The organism is Blautia intestinalis, assembly GCF_014297355.1.
GTDB classification, from domain to species: Bacteria; Bacillota; Clostridia; order Lachnospirales; family Lachnospiraceae; genus Blautia_A; species Blautia_A intestinalis.
Genome location: NZ_JACOQE010000006.1, coordinates 92,634 through 107,937, shown reverse-complemented (window position 1 = coordinate 107,937; position 15,304 = coordinate 92,634). Strand labels below are relative to the sequence as shown.

Annotated in this window: 14 protein-coding genes; all 14 read left to right on the top strand. The window is 45.9% G+C overall.

All coding sequences use genetic code 11. The annotated features are described in order from the left end of the window. Positions 1-32: 32 nt before the first annotated feature. The 14 genes from xseA (at position 33) to rny (ending at position 15,274) form a co-directional block, all read left to right on the top strand. A complete protein-coding gene (gene xseA / locus H8Z79_RS11070) occupies positions 33-1,262 on the top strand; it encodes an exodeoxyribonuclease VII large subunit (protein WP_187002841.1) in 1,230 nt (409 codons plus the stop codon). Continuing rightward, entirely contained in the window at positions 1,240-1,461 is a 222-nt protein-coding gene (xseB, locus tag H8Z79_RS11065; RefSeq protein ID WP_015541126.1) for an exodeoxyribonuclease VII small subunit, read from the top strand. Before xseA ends, xseB begins: the two co-directional genes overlap by 23 nt. Further along, positions 1,451-2,338 (top strand): polyprenyl synthetase family protein, encoded by an 888-nt coding sequence (locus H8Z79_RS11060; protein WP_118039239.1) that lies wholly within the window; start codon positions 1,451-1,453, stop codon positions 2,336-2,338. Before xseB ends, H8Z79_RS11060 begins: the two co-directional genes overlap by 11 nt. A gap of 16 nt (positions 2,339-2,354) precedes the next feature. After that, on the top strand, positions 2,355-4,217 hold the full coding sequence (dxs, locus tag H8Z79_RS11055; protein WP_015541127.1) for a 1-deoxy-D-xylulose-5-phosphate synthase: 1,863 nt from the start codon (positions 2,355-2,357) through the stop codon (positions 4,215-4,217). Beyond that, a complete protein-coding gene (locus H8Z79_RS11050; protein WP_015541128.1) occupies positions 4,214-5,023 on the top strand; it encodes a TlyA family RNA methyltransferase in 810 nt (269 codons plus the stop codon). The genes dxs and H8Z79_RS11050 overlap by 4 nt, the downstream gene beginning before the upstream one ends. 14 nt (positions 5,024-5,037) lie before the next feature. Next, positions 5,038-5,901: an NAD(+)/NADH kinase gene (locus H8Z79_RS11045; protein WP_015541129.1), complete on the top strand. Its 864-nt coding sequence runs from the start codon at positions 5,038-5,040 to the stop codon at positions 5,899-5,901. 18 nt (positions 5,902-5,919) lie between these two features. Beyond that, positions 5,920-6,375: an arginine repressor gene (gene argR / locus H8Z79_RS11040; RefSeq protein WP_118039185.1), complete on the top strand. Its 456-nt coding sequence runs from the start codon at positions 5,920-5,922 to the stop codon at positions 6,373-6,375. After that, positions 6,369-8,060 carry a DNA repair protein RecN gene (gene recN / locus H8Z79_RS11035; RefSeq protein WP_015541130.1) on the top strand — a complete coding sequence of 564 codons (1,692 nt, stop codon included), beginning with the start codon at positions 6,369-6,371 and terminating at the stop codon, positions 8,058-8,060. Before argR ends, recN begins: the two co-directional genes overlap by 7 nt. A 92-nt stretch (positions 8,061-8,152) precedes the next feature. Continuing rightward, a complete protein-coding gene (gene spoIVB / locus H8Z79_RS11030; protein ID WP_118039240.1) occupies positions 8,153-9,364 on the top strand; it encodes a SpoIVB peptidase in 1,212 nt (403 codons plus the stop codon). A 210-nt stretch (positions 9,365-9,574) separates the two neighbouring features. After that, positions 9,575-10,381 carry a sporulation transcription factor Spo0A gene (gene spo0A, locus H8Z79_RS11025; protein WP_015541132.1) on the top strand — a complete coding sequence of 269 codons (807 nt, stop codon included), beginning with the start codon at positions 9,575-9,577 and terminating at the stop codon, positions 10,379-10,381. Between the two features lie 95 nt (positions 10,382-10,476). Continuing rightward, the gene (glgA, locus tag H8Z79_RS11020) at positions 10,477-11,925 is read left to right on the top strand and encodes a glycogen synthase GlgA (protein WP_015541133.1); all 1,449 of its coding nucleotides are present in this window, start codon (positions 10,477-10,479) and stop codon (positions 11,923-11,925) included. Between the two features lie 186 nt (positions 11,926-12,111). Beyond that, positions 12,112-13,155, top strand: a complete 1,044-nt coding sequence (recA, locus tag H8Z79_RS11015) for a recombinase RecA (RefSeq protein ID WP_015541134.1) — start codon at positions 12,112-12,114, stop codon at positions 13,153-13,155. A gap of 4 nt (positions 13,156-13,159) precedes the next feature. Beyond that, positions 13,160-13,642 (top strand): regulatory protein RecX, encoded by a 483-nt coding sequence (locus H8Z79_RS11010; RefSeq protein WP_015541135.1) that lies wholly within the window; start codon positions 13,160-13,162, stop codon positions 13,640-13,642. A gap of 72 nt (positions 13,643-13,714) precedes the next feature. Next, positions 13,715-15,274 carry a ribonuclease Y gene (gene rny, locus H8Z79_RS11005; protein WP_330360615.1) on the top strand — a complete coding sequence of 520 codons (1,560 nt, stop codon included), beginning with the start codon at positions 13,715-13,717 and terminating at the stop codon, positions 15,272-15,274. Positions 15,275-15,304: the final 30 nt, after the last annotated feature.

Below are 15,304 nucleotides of genomic sequence, written 5' to 3'. Positions count from 1 at the left end.
AGCGCCTGAAGAAAGCGCAGAATAAGAATAAAATGAAAAACATTTTTTCAGTCGGACAGATCAACCGATATGTAAAGAACATGTTTACGCAGGATTTTATCCTGCAGAAGATCTATGTCAAGGGAGAAGTCTCCAACTGCAAATATCACACCAGCGGCCACATCTATTTTTCACTGAAGGATGAGACTGTTGTGCTTTCCTGCGTCATGTTTGCAGGACACAGGAGGGGACTTGCGTTCCGTATGAAAGACGGCGACCGTGTCGTTGTCGGCGGAGCAGTGGATGTTTATGAAAGAGACGGCAGATATCAGCTTTATGCAAAAGAGATCACACTCGAAGGTGCAGGCGCACTTTACGAGCGTTTTCTTGCATTAAAGGCAGAACTCGAAGAAATGGGAATGTTTGCCGAAGAATATAAGCAGCCCATTCCGCACTATATTCACAGACTTGGTGTGGTTACTGCACCGACCGGTGCTGCTGTTCAGGATATCCGCAATATTTCACTGAGGAGGAATCCATATCTTCAGATTATTTTGTATCCGGCACTGGTTCAGGGCGAGGGTGCGGCAGACAGTATCGTGCACGGAATCCATATGCTGGATCAGGCAGGCGTGGATACGATCATTGTAGGACGTGGCGGCGGCTCAATCGAGGATCTGTGGGCTTTTAACGAAGAGAAGGTTGCCCGTGCAATCTTTGAATGCAGGACACCGATCATCTCCGCGGTAGGACATGAGACGGATTTTACGATCGCTGATTTTGTATCTGATCTGCGTGCACCGACACCATCGGCGGCAGCAGAACTGGCTGTTGACGATTTCAGGCAGATCATGCAGGAAATCCGAATCGGACGTGAACGCCTTGAGCGTGGAATGAATGGAAAACTCGAACTGTACCGCATGAAACTTGCAAAATATCAGATGCGGATGCAGTATTTAAGTCCGGAAGGAAAGCTCCGTGACAGCCGGCAGCGCCTGATTGATAACGAAAACAGGATTCGTAAGGCAATGCAGGACAAGGTACTCGGATATCGTCATCAGCTTGGCATCTGTCTGGAACGCTACAGAGGACTTTCACCTCTGGAGAAGCTGAATCAGGGATATGCGTTTGTAGCTGATGAGCAGGGACGAGGAATCCGTTCCGTAGAGCAGGTACAGCCGGGAGATACCGTAAAAGTAAATGTGACAGACGGTGTACTTGAAGCAGAGATACGGCATATCAGAAGGGAAGACTGGGAAAATGGCACAGCAGACAACAGATAACGAAAAAAATATCGAAGACGTCTTTCAGGAGCTTGACGTCATTGCAGAAAAACTTGAAAGCAGTGACACTTCACTGGAAGACTCTTTTCGTTTATACAAAAAAGGAATGGAGCTTCTGAAATACTGCAGCGGCAAACTCGACACAGTAGAAAAAAAGATGCTCCAGATGGATGAGGATGGAACATTACGTGAATTTTAAAGAAGAATTACAGCAGAGAACCGCTTATGCGGAAGAAGTGATACGTAAATGGCTGCCGGAGGAAGAAGGGTTTGCCCTGACGATGGCGCAGGCAATGAATTACAGTATGTGCGCGGGCGGAAAGAGACTTCGTCCGATTCTTCTTCTGGAAACATTCCGTCTGTTCGGAGGAGAGGGAGAAGTTGTGGAGCCTTTTATGGCAGGTATCGAGATGATCCACACGCATTCGCTGATCCATGATGACCTTCCGGCAATCGACAATGACGATTATCGCAGAGGCCGCCTTACCACACATAAGGTTTACGGAGAAGCCATGGGCGTTTTGAGTGGTGTAAGCCTTTTAAACTATGCCTATGAGACCATGCTGCGTGCTTTTTCCATGACGGAAGACAGTGTACATGTGATCCGTGCGCTTCAGATCATGGCGGATCGGACAGGCATTTACGGTATGCTTGGCGGTCAGAGTGTCGACGTGGAAAATGACGGCAAACCGATCGATAAGGCAACGCTTGATTATATCTATGAACACAAGACTTCTGCGCTGCTTGAAGCATCCATGATGACCGGTGCCGTACTTGCAGGTGCCGATGAAGAACAGACGAAGCTGATCGGGGAAGCTGCGTCGGCAATTGGTCTTGCTTTTCAGATTCAGGATGACATTCTGGATGTGACCTGTACCAGCGAAGAACTTGGCAAACCGGCACACAGTGATGAAAAAAACAACAAAGTTACGTATGTGACCTTATTTGGAATCGAAGAAGCGTCTGCGCAGGTTAAGAAATTTTCTGAAAAAGCAGTCGAGATTCTGGACAGACTGAATAATAAAAACGAATTTCTGGAGGCTCTGGTCAGAGAGATGGCAGAGCGCAGGAAATGAAAGAGGGATACGAAGGATGCTGGAAAAGATCAATAAGCCAAATGATATACACAAAATTGCGCTGGCGGATTTTCCACAGCTTGCAGAGGAGATCCGACAGTTTCTGATAGAATCCGTAAGTCACACAGGAGGCCACCTGGCATCCAATCTTGGCGTTGTGGAACTGACGATGGCACTTCACAATGTTCTGGAATTTCCGGAAGACAAGATCGTATGGGATGTAGGACATCAGGCATATACACACAAGATTCTGACCGGAAGAAAAGAAGGGTTCAAAAATCTGCGTAAAGAAGGCGGCATGAGCGGCTTTCCGAAGCGCTGTGAGAGCGACTGTGACGCATTTGATGCAGGACACAGTTCCAATTCTATTTCGGCAGGTCTGGGCTATGTGCGCGCCAGAGATCTGCAGGGACAGAAATACCGTGTGGTATCTGTGATCGGAGACGGCGCACTTACCGGAGGAATGGCATATGAGGCATTAAATAATGCAGCAGAACTTAAGACAAACTTTATCATTGTACTGAACGATAATAATATGTCTATTTCCAAGAACGTCGGTGGCATGTCGTCTTATCTGAGTGCGCTTCGTACAGCAGAAGTCTACACCGGCATGAAGATCAATGTGACGAAAACACTTAAGAAAATCCCGAAGGTGGGAACGGCTGTCATAGATACGATGCGCCGCACAAAGAGCAGTATCAAGCAGCTCATCATACCGGGCATGCTTTTTGAAAATATGGGACTGACCTATCTGGGACCGGTTGACGGTCATGATATGCGTCAGATGATGAAACTTTTTAACGAGGCAAAGCGAGTAGAAGGCCCGGTTATCGTTCACGTTCTGACACAGAAGGGACGTGGCTACGAACCGGCAAGTCTGCATCCGGATCAGTTCCATGGTACAGGGCCGTTTGATATCCGTACCGGCAGACAGCTTGCTGTGAAAAAAGGATCTTCGTGGACGGATGTTTTTTCCGATGTAATGGTGCGTCTGGGAAAAGACAATCCGAAGCTTGTGGGCATTACTGCGGCTATGAAAGCAGGCACCGGCCTTGTGGCTTTTGAAAAAGCATTTCCGGAGCGTCTTTTTGATGTGGGAATTGCAGAGGAACACGCAGTCAGCTTTGCAGCAGGACTTGCACTGGGCGGAATGATTCCAGTCGTTGCAATTTACTCGTCATTTCTTCAGAGAGCAGTGGATCAGATGCTTCATGATGTCTGTATGCAGAATCTGCATGTTGTTTTTGCAATTGACCGGGCAGGACTGGTTGGTGCAGACGGTGAGACGCATCAGGGCTGTTTTGACCTGTCATATCTGACTATGATGCCGAACATGACAGTCATGGCACCGAAGAATGGCACAGAACTCGAAAAAATGATGGAATTTGCCGTACACGCGGCAGGTCCGTGTGCAATCCGTTATCCGAGAGGAACGGCGTATCAGGGACTGGAAGAATTCGAAAGCCCGGTTCGTTATGGCAAGAGTGAGATCCTTTACAGGGGCAAAGATACCGCAATTCTTTCTGTGGGAAGTATGACGGAAGTCTGCGAACAGGTTTATAAAGAGATGAAAAACAGGGGGGAAGATCCGACATTTGTCAATGCAAGATTTGTAAAGCCTCTGGACACGGAACTTCTGGACGAACTTGCAAAGGATCACAAACTGTTTGTGACAGTAGAAGAAAATGTAAAAAACGGCGGATTCGGAGAACATGTGGCAGCTTATATGGAAGCCTGTCATCCGGAGGTACGTGTGCTTCCGCTGGCAATCTGGAACCGTTTTATACAGCATGGAGAGATCGCCAGTCTGCGGGCAAAAATCGGTCTGTCAGCACCGGAGATTTTGAATGCGATAGAGGAATATGAGGAGCAGGAATGAAGAAAAGACTGGATCTTTTGATGATGGAGCGTGCACTGGCACCTTCCAGAGAAAAAGCAAAAGCATATATTATGGCTGGAAATGTTTATGTGGATGGCCAGAAAGAAGACAAAGCAGGAACCATGTTTCAGGAAACTGTAAAGATAGAAGTGCGTGGAAATACACTTCCGTATGTAAGCCGCGGCGGTCTGAAACTGGAAAAGGCGATGAACCATTTCGGTGTGGAACTGGATGGTAAAGTCTGCATGGACGTAGGGGCATCTACCGGTGGATTTACAGACTGTATGCTTCAGAACGGAGCAGTGAAAGTATATTCCATCGATGTCGGATATGGACAGCTTGACTGGAAACTTCGCAATGACCCGCGTGTGGTCTGCATGGAAAAAACAAATATCCGCTATGTCCTTCCGGAAGATATTCAGGAACCGGCACAGTTTTCATCGATTGATGTTTCCTTTATTTCACTGACAAAAGTACTTCTTCCGGTAAGAAATCTTCTGACGGAAGACGGAGAGATCGTCTGTCTGATCAAACCGCAGTTTGAGGCCGGACGTGAAAAAGTCGGCAAAAAAGGTGTGGTAAGAGATCCGGCAGTACATCTTGAGGTCATTGAAAAAGTGATTGCCTATGCGTCCTCGATTGCGCTGGAACCGAGACATCTTTCTTTCTCACCGATCAAGGGACCGGAGGGAAATATTGAGTATCTGTTACATCTTAAGAAAAGACCGGAAGGAGAAGTGATCGAAGCTTCTCTTGAAGCAGAACCGGAGCAGGTAGTGCGGGAGGCGCATGATCAGCTCGATTAAGGAAGGCAGAAGAGATGGACAAGTTTTATATCATAACCAATCGTGACAAAGATCAGAATCTGAGATTTACGGAGGAGATCGTACAGTATCTGAAAGAACACGGAAAAAAATGTCAGGTGCAGCAGGCAGAGCGCAGAGTGGAGGGGGAATACCATTACACAGATCCGGCTCTGATACCGGAGGATACACAGTGTATTCTGGTACTCGGAGGAGACGGAACGCTTCTTCAGGCAGCCCGTGATGTGGTTCACAGAGAAATCCCGATGCTCGGAATCAATCTCGGTACACTTGGTTTTCTTGCGGAGATAGATAAAACGTCGATTTATACAGCACTGGACAAACTTTTTGAGGACGACTACGAAATAGAAGAGAGAATGATGCTTACCGGAACGGTATGGCGTGGTGATAAAATCACAGGACAGGATGTGGCACTGAATGATATCGTGATCAGCAGAGTGGGACCGCCTCTTCGTGTAATTGGATTTAACAATTATGTAAACGACGGTTATCTGAATTCCTACAATGCGGACGGAATCATCATTGCGACACCTACCGGTTCCACCGGATACAGTCTGTCATGCGGCGGACCGATCATATCGCCGAATGCGGCAATGACGGTGATGACACCGATCGCACCGCATACGCTGAATACCAGAAGTATTATTTTTCCGGAAGATGATGTGATCACGGTTGAGCTTGGCGAAGGAAGACGACAGATTCAGGAAAACGGTCTTGCGTCGTTTGACGGAGATGTCGAAGTGCCGATGTCGACAGGAGACCGGATTGTAATAAAAAAAGCTTCAGTCAGCGTTAAAATACTGAAACTGAACCATCTGAGTTTTGTCGAGGTGCTGAGACAGAAAATGAGTAACAATTAGTGTGATGGAGGGAATGTCGTGAAAAGTGCAAGACACGAAAAAATTATAGAGCTGATCCAGCAGCATGACATTGATACACAGGAAGAGCTTGCTGCGAGACTGAACAGTGCCGGATTTAAGGTGACACAGGCAACGGTGTCCAGAGATATCCGTGCACTGAAACTGACAAAGGTTGCCGGCAAAGACGGAAAATCCCGTTACGCAGTACTTTCCGGTGCATCTGTGGAGCTTGGAGACAAGTATACACGCGTACTTCATGATGCGCTTACATCCATTGATGTTGGACAGAATATGATCGTGATCCGGACAGTACCGGGTATGGCTATGGGGGTTGCGGCAGCACTGGATGCACTGAACTGGAAAGAAATCCTCGGAAGCATTGCCGGGGACGATACCGTTATGTGTGTGGCACGGGACAACGAACAGGCACAGAGCGTAGCTGAGCGTTTGAAAGGAATTTTGAAATTATGTTAGTTCATCTTCATGTGAGAAATCTTGCACTGATCGAAGATATTGAAGTGGAGTTTGGTCCGGGTCTTAATATTCTGACAGGTGAGACCGGAGCCGGTAAATCCATTCTCTTAGGCTCCATGCAGTTGATACTTGGCGGCAGAAGTGCGAAAGATATGATTCGTACCGGTGCGTCAAATGCGCTGGTGGAGCTTCTTTTTCAGGTGGAAAATCCGCGTGCGGAGGCATCTCTTCGGGAGCTTGGAGTCGAGACATCGGAAGGTCAGGTACTTTTGACACGTAAGCTTATGGATGGCAGAAGCATCAACAAGATCAATGGTGAGACCTGTACGGTGGCGCAGATGAAAGCAGCAGCTTCCTGTCTTCTGGATATTCACGGGCAGCACGAGCACCAGTCACTTCTGTATCAGGATAAACAGCTAGAAATTCTTGATATTTACGGAAAAGAAGAAATTTTTCCTGCAAAAGAGAAAGTACAGACAGCATATAAAAAGTACCGTGACTGTAAGAGACAGCTGGATGAACTTGACATTGATGAAGAACAGCGCAACAGAGAACGTGCGTTTCTTGAGTTTGAGATCAATGAGATCGAGAGCGCACAGCTTGTATCAGGTGAAGATGAGGAGCTGGAGAAGCGCTACCGTAAGCTGAACAATGGCAGGAAGATCCTTGAGACACTACAGGGTGTACGTGATCTGACAGGATATGAATCCGGGCAGGGCGCCGGTGAGTCGGTCGGAAATGCTGTACGTGAGATCAGCCGTGTGACAGAATATGATGCACAGCTTGATTCCATGGCATCCGCACTTCAGGAGATAGACGGCCTTCTGAATGATTTTAACCGTGAGCTGGCTTCGTACGTTGATGATCTGAATTTTGATGATGAAGCTTTTTATGAGACCGAGAAGCGTCTGGATACGATCAATGGTCTCAAGGCAAAATACGGACGTACGATTGAAGACATTCAGGAGTATTGTCTTAAACAAAAACAAAAACTGGAAAATCTGGATAAATATGAGGAACGCTTCCACGAAGCAGAAGAAAATCTTAAAAAGAGCAGAGAAGAACTGGAAACTGTTTCGCATAAATTATCCGTGATCCGTCAAAAATACAGTCAGATGCTGACAGATAAAATTACAGAAGGATTGAAAGATCTGAATTTTCTTGATGTACAGTTTCAGATTACATTCCGCCGCAGGAAGGAATATACAGCAGGCGGATTTGACGACATTGAATACGAAATATCGACGAACCCGGGCGAAAGCCTGAAACCATTAGGCAAGATCGTATCCGGCGGTGAGCTTTCACGAATCATGCTGGCGATCAAGGCGATTCTTGCAGACCGTGATCAGATCGAGACACTGATCTTTGATGAAATTGATACAGGAATCAGCGGCAGGACCGCACAGAAAGTCTCAGAAAAAATGGCATTGATCGGCCGGTGTCATCAGGTGCTCTGCATTACGCATCTTCCACAGATCGCAGCAATGGCAGATACGCATTTCGAAATCGAAAAACATCAGAAAGACAACGAAACGATCACAGAGATCCATCCGCTTGAGGGTGATGATTCTGTCCGTGAACTGGCGCGCCTTCTTGGTGGGGCCGAGCTCACACAGGCTGTTTTTGATAATGCAAAAGAAATGAAAGAATTGGCACAGGTACATAAAAATACAAGACTGAAATAAACAGATCTACAGATAATAAGAGAGGATGATCCAAAAGGATCTCTTCTCTTTTTTGTATGGAGAGAAGTTTACAAAAGAAAGGATGTGGCAGAGTGGACAGAAAGAAGAAATACCGATGCCTGCTTCTGTGGTTCCTGTGTCTGGATCTGCTTGCAGCAGCGTGGTTGGGATATCGTTATCTGGAGCGCAAGATTCCGGATGAACTGTTTGTCTCAGAAGGAAAAGAAGAACAGGTAAAGAATATGCTGGATTTTCCGCTTTTAAATTTTGATGATGCGATTACCGTATCAGGTGACGGAAGCTATCTTCTGAAAGCACGGATCCTCGGGGTGATTCCGTTTAAAAATGTGAAAGTTACTCCGGCAGACAGCGAATCCGTTATGGTTTCCGGTGACACGGTCGGAATCTATATGGAGACAGACGGTGTACTGGTGATCGATACCGGAGAAATTGTTTCGCAGGAAGGATATACACAGGAACCGGCAAAAAATATCGTAAAGCCGGGAGATTATATTGTGGCATTTAATGACCGGACGGTGCACAGCAAGAAAGAACTGCTTGATGACCTTTCAGAACTGGGTGATTTGCAGGTTACGCTTGAAGTTGTCAGAAACGGGGAAAAAATCCCTCTTTCAATCACTCCGGTAAAAGATGTCAGGGGAGAGTATAAGCTGGGAATCTGGGTGCGTGACAATACACAGGGAATCGGTACGCTGACCTTTGCAGATGAAAAGGGGAGTTTTGGCGCGCTCGGACATGGAATCAGTGATGTAGATACCGGGGAACTTCTGCATATAAATGAAGGCGCATTGTATCAGGCAAAGATCGTCGGGATACAGAAGGGTAGCAGCGGAAGTCCCGGCGAGCTTTCCGGGATGATCCATTACGATGCACAGCAGGTGATCGGTTCCATCAATAAGAATTGTGATCAGGGAATTTACGGAACATTAAGTGTTCTTCCAAATCAGCTTTCACTGAAGAAGATGGAAGTTGCCTACAAGCAGGAACTGGAAACAGGACCGGCGACTGTTTTGTGTTGCATAGACGGTGAGGTGAAAGAATTTGACGCAGAGATTACAAGAATTGATATGAATCATGAGGATTCAAATAAGAGTTTTGTGATCCGGGTCACTGATCAGGAACTTCTGGACATGACCGGCGGAATCGTGCAGGGCATGAGTGGCAGTCCTGTGATCCAGAACGGAAAGTTTGCAGGTGCGATCACACATGTATTTGTACAGGATGCAGCGAGTGGTTATGGGATTTTTGCAGAAACGATGATGGAAAATGTGGAAAAAGAATAAAAAAATAATGGCAGAAAAAGTCATGTCGAAGATGCGAAGAAAAAGAAAAAAGCAGAAAAATATGAAAAAAGAAGCTAGGAAAATGTCGTTTTCAGACGAACGAAAATGCTGTATTTCAGCCAGTTTCGGCTTGATTTCGTGAAGGCCTTTCCACTATAATGTCCTTGTTGTAAGGAAGTAGAATGCTGTAGGTTAGGAGGGAAAGGCCTCATGGAAAATTTAAATGTGGCGATTGCAGATGATAATGAGAGAATGACAGACATACTTGGTCAGATGATCGAAGAAGATAAAGAACTGACTCTGGTCGGTAAAGCACATAACGGAGAAGAAATCTGTAATATCATAAGAGAAAAAGAACCGGATGTGGTGGTTCTGGATGTGATCATGCCGAAAATGGACGGACTGACTGTTATGGAGCAGTGCAGTCATGACCAGACGGTCAGAAAACAGCCTGCATTTATTGTGATCTCAGCAGTGGGACAGGAACGGATTACAGAAGACGCATTTAATCTGGGAGCTTCCTACTATATGCTGAAACCTTTTGATAATCAGGTATTGCTGAACCGTATTAAACATATCCGCAAAAGCAGCATAAAAAGATTTCGAGAACCGGTGCGTCAGGCAGTACATGAGGACCCTGCTCCGTATGGAAAACATAATCTGGAGGCGGATGTCACCAATATCATTCATGAAATCGGCGTTCCGGCACATATCAAGGGATATCAGTATCTGCGTGATGCGATTATTCTTTCGGTCAATGATATGGAGATGTTGAATTCTATCACGAAAGTCCTGTATCCGACGATCGCAAAAAAACATCAGACGACCCCGAGCAGGGTAGAACGTGCCATACGTCATGCAATCGAAGTTGCATGGAGCAGGGGCAAAATGGACACGATTGATGCGCTTTTCGGCTATACGGTAAGCACCGGAAAAGGTAAGCCGACCAACTCGGAATTTATTGCTCTGATCGCAGATAAAATACGTCTGGAATACAAAAATCACTCTTTCCATTAGAAGTGTTTTAGGGTATAATAAACATAAAAATCCGGCATAGACCGAGAATGTCAGAAAATTTTCTGACAGCGGGAATCAAGGAGGGGTATTTACAGATGAAAAGAATCTTATTTGCAACATCAGAAGCAGTACCATTTATCAAGACAGGAGGTCTTGCAGACGTAGCAGGTGCACTTCCGAAATGTTTCGATAAACGTTATTTCGATGTACGCGTGATTTTACCGAAATATGCCTGTATGAAGCAGGAATGGAAAGATAAAATGGAATATATCACCCACTTCTATATGGATCTGGGATATAAGAATTGTTATGTTGGAATTCTTCATATGGAATATGACGGAATCCAGTTTTACTTTATTGATAATGAATATTATTTCAGCGGTCCGAAACCGTATGACAGTGCACCATGGGATCTTGAGAAGTTTGCTTTCTTCTCAAAAGCAGTTCTTTCCGTGCTTCCGGTCATCGGATTCCGCCCGGATGTGATTCACTGCCACGACTGGCAGACAGGTCTTGTTCCGGTATATCTGCATGATTCTTTCCAGCAGAATGAATTTTTCTGGGGAATCAAGACGGTTATGACGATCCACAATCTGAAATTCCAGGGCGTATGGGATGTCAAGACCGTACAGGGTATCACAGGTCTTTCTGATTACTATTTTGCCCCGGATAAGCTGGAAGCATACAAAGATGCAAACTTCCTCAAAGGTGGAATTGTATTTGCAGATGCAGTAACAACAGTAAGTAATACTTATGCCGAAGAGATCAAGACACCGTTCTACGGAGAGAGACTGGACGGACTTCTCTGTGCGCGTGCCCATGACCTTCGCGGTATCGTCAACGGAATCGATTATGATGTATTCAATCCGGAGACAGATAAATACATTACACAGAATTATAATGCAAAGACCTTCCGCAAGGAAAAAGTCAAAAACAAGCTTCAGCTTCAGCGTGACCTCGGGCTGAACGAAGATCCGAACGCAATGCTGATCGGTATCGTTTCCCGTCTGACAGACCAGAAAGGCTTTGACCTGATTGCATATATCATGGATGAACTGTGTCAGGATGCTGTTCAGATCGTCGTACTCGGTACCGGTGAAGAACGCTATGAAAATATGTTCCGTCACTTTGACTGGAAATATCATGGCAAGGTATCTGCTCAGATCTATTATGATGAACCGATGTCACACAGAATCTATGCTGCATCTGATGCATTCCTGATGCCGTCTCTGTTTGAGCCATGCGGCTTAAGCCAGCTGATGAGTCTCCGTTATGGCACACTGCCGATCGTACGTGAGACAGGCGGTCTGAAGGATACGGTAGAGCCATACAACCAGTACGAGGGAACCGGTACAGGATTCAGCTTTACAAATTACAATGCACATGAGATGCTTGCAACTGTCCGCAATGCAGAGAAGGTATTCTATGATGACAAACGTGAATGGAATAAAATGGTTGACCGCGCAATGGCAGCAGATTTCTCATGGAGTCATTCCGCACAACAGTATGAAGAAATGTACAACTGGCTGATCGGAGACAAATAAATAATACAGATATCAGGAGGTACCGGGGAATTCCGGTACCTCTTCTGTCGTTTCAGAGAGAAAAATGTCAAAAAGTTTTGCTTGACTTTAGCTGGGATTTATAATAGCATATAAGAAGAAAACACGAACATAGGTTTGGCTTTGCCCATAAATAAAATTCAAAATAAAGTTAAGGAGAATCCTGAAATGATGAACGAAGAGAAGCAGAAGGCGCTGGAAGCAGCCCTTGGACATATTGAGAAGCAGTACGGTAAAGGATCCGTGATGAAGCTTGGAGATTCCAGCTCTAATATGGTGGTAGAGGCGGTTCCGACCGGTTCTCTGGGACTGGATATCGCGCTTGGTGTTGGCGGTGTACCGAAGGGAAGAATCGTTGAGATCTACGGACCGGAGTCCAGTGGTAAGACGACCGTTGCCTTACATATGGTTGCAGAAGTACAGAAGCGTGGCGGAATCGCCGGTTTCATTGATGCAGAGCATGCGCTTGATCCGGTCTATGCGAAGAATATCGGTGTTGATATCGACAATCTTTATATTTCCCAGCCGGATAACGGTGAGCAGGCACTTGAGATCACTGAGACGATGGTACGTTCCGGTGCGGTGGATATCGTGATCGTTGACTCTGTTGCAGCACTTGTCCCGAAGGCAGAGATTGAGGGCGATATGGGAGACAGTCATGTAGGTCTTCATGCGAGACTGATGTCTCAGGCACTTCGTAAACTTACTGCGGCAATCAGCCGTTCCAACTGTGTGGTAATCTTTATCAACCAGCTTCGTGAAAAGGTTGGTGTTATGTTCGGTAATCCGGAGACTACGACCGGTGGACGTGCCCTGAAGTTCTATGCTTCTGTACGTCTTGATGTCAGAAGGACAGAGACTTTGAAGCAGGGCGGCGAGATGGTTGGCAACCATGTAAAGGTTAAAGTCGTTAAGAACAAAGTTGCTCCGCCGTTTAAACAGGCAGAGTTCGATATCATGTTTGGTACCGGTATTTCCAGAGAAGGTGAGATCCTTGACCTGGCCGCAGAATGTAATGTGGTCAACAAGAGCGGTGCATGGTACTCTTACAACGGAGATCGTATCGGACAGGGACGTGAGAATGTCAAGATCTTCCTGAAAGATCATCCGGATATCTGTGAAGAAATCGAGAAGAAAGTAAGGATTCAGTACCATCTGCTTCCGGGTGAAGAGCCGGAGAATGCAGAGCAGGATGGAGAAGAGCAGGAATAATTAAATGACAGATATGGAACAGCAGAGGGAGGCACGTAAGAAAGCCCTGCGTCTTCTGGAACATATGGATCGTACGGAGAAGGGATTGACGGATCGCCTTCTCCGTGCCGGCTTTTCAGAAGAACTTGCAGAGGATGCTGTCTCTTATGTAAAGGATTATGGTTATATCAATGACCGGAGATATGCGCTGAATTATATTATGTACAGAATTCATGACAAGAGCCGCCAGAAGATTTTTCAGGAACTATCCGGGAAGGGAATCGACCGACAGACGATACAGGATGCGTGGGAGGAAGCAGAGGAGCTTGAGACACCGGATGAGAGAGCTCTTCTATGCCAGATGATCGAGAAGAAGTACGAGCCCGGAGCGGAGCTTGATGAGCGTGAGATGCGTCGTCTTTACGGATATCTGGCACGACGTGGATTCCGCTCCGGAGACATCTTTTCGGTGCTTGAAGAAATGGACATAACACAAATAAAAACTTGACATAATTCCCAAAAACAGCTAAACTTGTATTGTTGTATTTGTACAATGAAAACTAAATAAGGAGGTGCTCCTGTGGCAATTACAATCATTGTAGCAATTGTCGCTGTAGCGGTCGCACTGCTTATTGCGGTTCCTATTACTTGCAAGGTTGCTGTTAACAATAAAGTGCAGAAAGATGCAGAAGTTGTTGGCACAGCAGAAGACAGAGCAAGAAGCATCATAGATGAAGCTTTAAAAACTGCTGAGACGAAGAAGAGAGAAGCTTTATTGGAAGTAAAGGAAGAATCCCTCAGAACGAAAAATGAACTTGAGAAGGAAACCAAGGAACGAAGATCAGAACTGCAGAAATACGAAAGACGTGTCCTGTCAAAAGAGGAATCTGTTGACAAGAAGGCGGATGCAGTAGAGAAGCGTGAAGCAGATTGCACAGCAAAAGTTGCAGAGTTACAAAAAAGAGAAAAGAAAGTAGACGAACTTGAACAAAAAGGAGTACAGGAACTGGAAAGAATTTCCGGTCTGACCTCCGAACAGGCAAAAGACGAGTTACTCAGAAGTGTAGAAGACGATGTCAAAGTAGACGTGGCGAGACTCTACAAAGAGCTTGAGAGCCGCGCGAAAGAAGACGCAGGTAAGAAGGCAAAGGAATACGTGGTAAATGCAATCCAAAAATGTGCAGTAGACCATGTTTCTGAGACTACAATTTCCGTTGTACAGCTTCCAAGTGATGAGATGAAAGGAAGAATCATCGGCCGTGAAGGACGTAACATTCGTACCCTTGAAACACTGACAGGTGTTGATCTCATTATCGATGATACTCCGGAAGCAGTAGTTTTATCAGCATTTGATCCGATTCGACGTGAGATTGCCAGAGTTGCTCTGGAAAAATTAATCGTTGACGGACGTATCCATCCGGCAAGAATCGAAGAAATGGTAGAGAAAGCACAGAAAGAAGTAGAGGCACAGATCCGTGAAGACGGTGAGAATGCAGCTATGGATGTTGGCGTTCATGGTATTCATCCGGAGCTTCTGAAACTTCTTGGACGTATGAAATTCCGTACCAGCTATGGACAGAATGCACTGAAACATTCTATCGAAGTAGCACAGCTTTCCGGACTTCTTGCAGGAGAAATCGGAGCGGATGTGCGCATGGCCAAACGTGCCGGACTGCTTCATGATATCGGCAAATCTATTGACCATGAAGTAGAAGGATCACATATCCAGATTGGTGTGGATCTTTGTAAGAAATACAAAGAGTCAGCAGTTGTTATCAATACAGTTGCTTCCCATCATGGCGATGTGGAACCGGAGTCTCTGGTTGCATGCATTGTACAGGCGGCTGATGCGATTTCAGCAGCAAGACCTGGTGCAAGACGTGAGACACTGGAAACTTATACCAACCGCTTGAAACAGCTTGAAGATATCACAAATGAATTCAAGGGTGTTGACAAGTCATTTGCTATTCAGGCAGGCAGAGAAATTCGTGTAATGGTAATACCGGAACAGGTAAACGATGCAGATATGGTTCTGCTGGCACGTGATATTTCCAAACAGATCGAAGCTGAACTGGAATATCCGGGACAGATTAAGGTCAATGTAATCCGTGAGAGCCGTGCAGTAGATTACGCGAAATAATTCTTTCTGAAACATAAACGTGAACGTTCA

Bases quoted from the DNA above. Each gene is read 5' to 3' on its own strand.
- xseA (WP_187002841.1), top strand. From the start codon at position 33: ATGAAAAACATTTTTTCAGTCGGACAGATCAACCGATATGTAAAGAAC.
- xseB (WP_015541126.1), top strand. From the start codon at position 1,240: ATGGCACAGCAGACAACAGATAACGAAAAAAATATCGAAGACGTCTTT.
- dxs (WP_015541127.1), top strand. From the start codon at position 2,355: ATGCTGGAAAAGATCAATAAGCCAAATGATATACACAAAATTGCGCTG.
- H8Z79_RS11050 (WP_015541128.1), top strand. From the start codon at position 4,214: ATGAAGAAAAGACTGGATCTTTTGATGATGGAGCGTGCACTGGCACCT.
- H8Z79_RS11045 (WP_015541129.1), top strand. From the start codon at position 5,038: ATGGACAAGTTTTATATCATAACCAATCGTGACAAAGATCAGAATCTG.
- recN (WP_015541130.1), top strand. From the start codon at position 6,369: ATGTTAGTTCATCTTCATGTGAGAAATCTTGCACTGATCGAAGATATT.
- spo0A (WP_015541132.1), top strand. From the start codon at position 9,575: ATGGAAAATTTAAATGTGGCGATTGCAGATGATAATGAGAGAATGACA.
- glgA (WP_015541133.1), top strand. From the start codon at position 10,477: ATGAAAAGAATCTTATTTGCAACATCAGAAGCAGTACCATTTATCAAG.
- recA (WP_015541134.1), top strand. From the start codon at position 12,112: ATGATGAACGAAGAGAAGCAGAAGGCGCTGGAAGCAGCCCTTGGACAT.
- H8Z79_RS11010 (WP_015541135.1), top strand. From the start codon at position 13,160: ATGACAGATATGGAACAGCAGAGGGAGGCACGTAAGAAAGCCCTGCGT.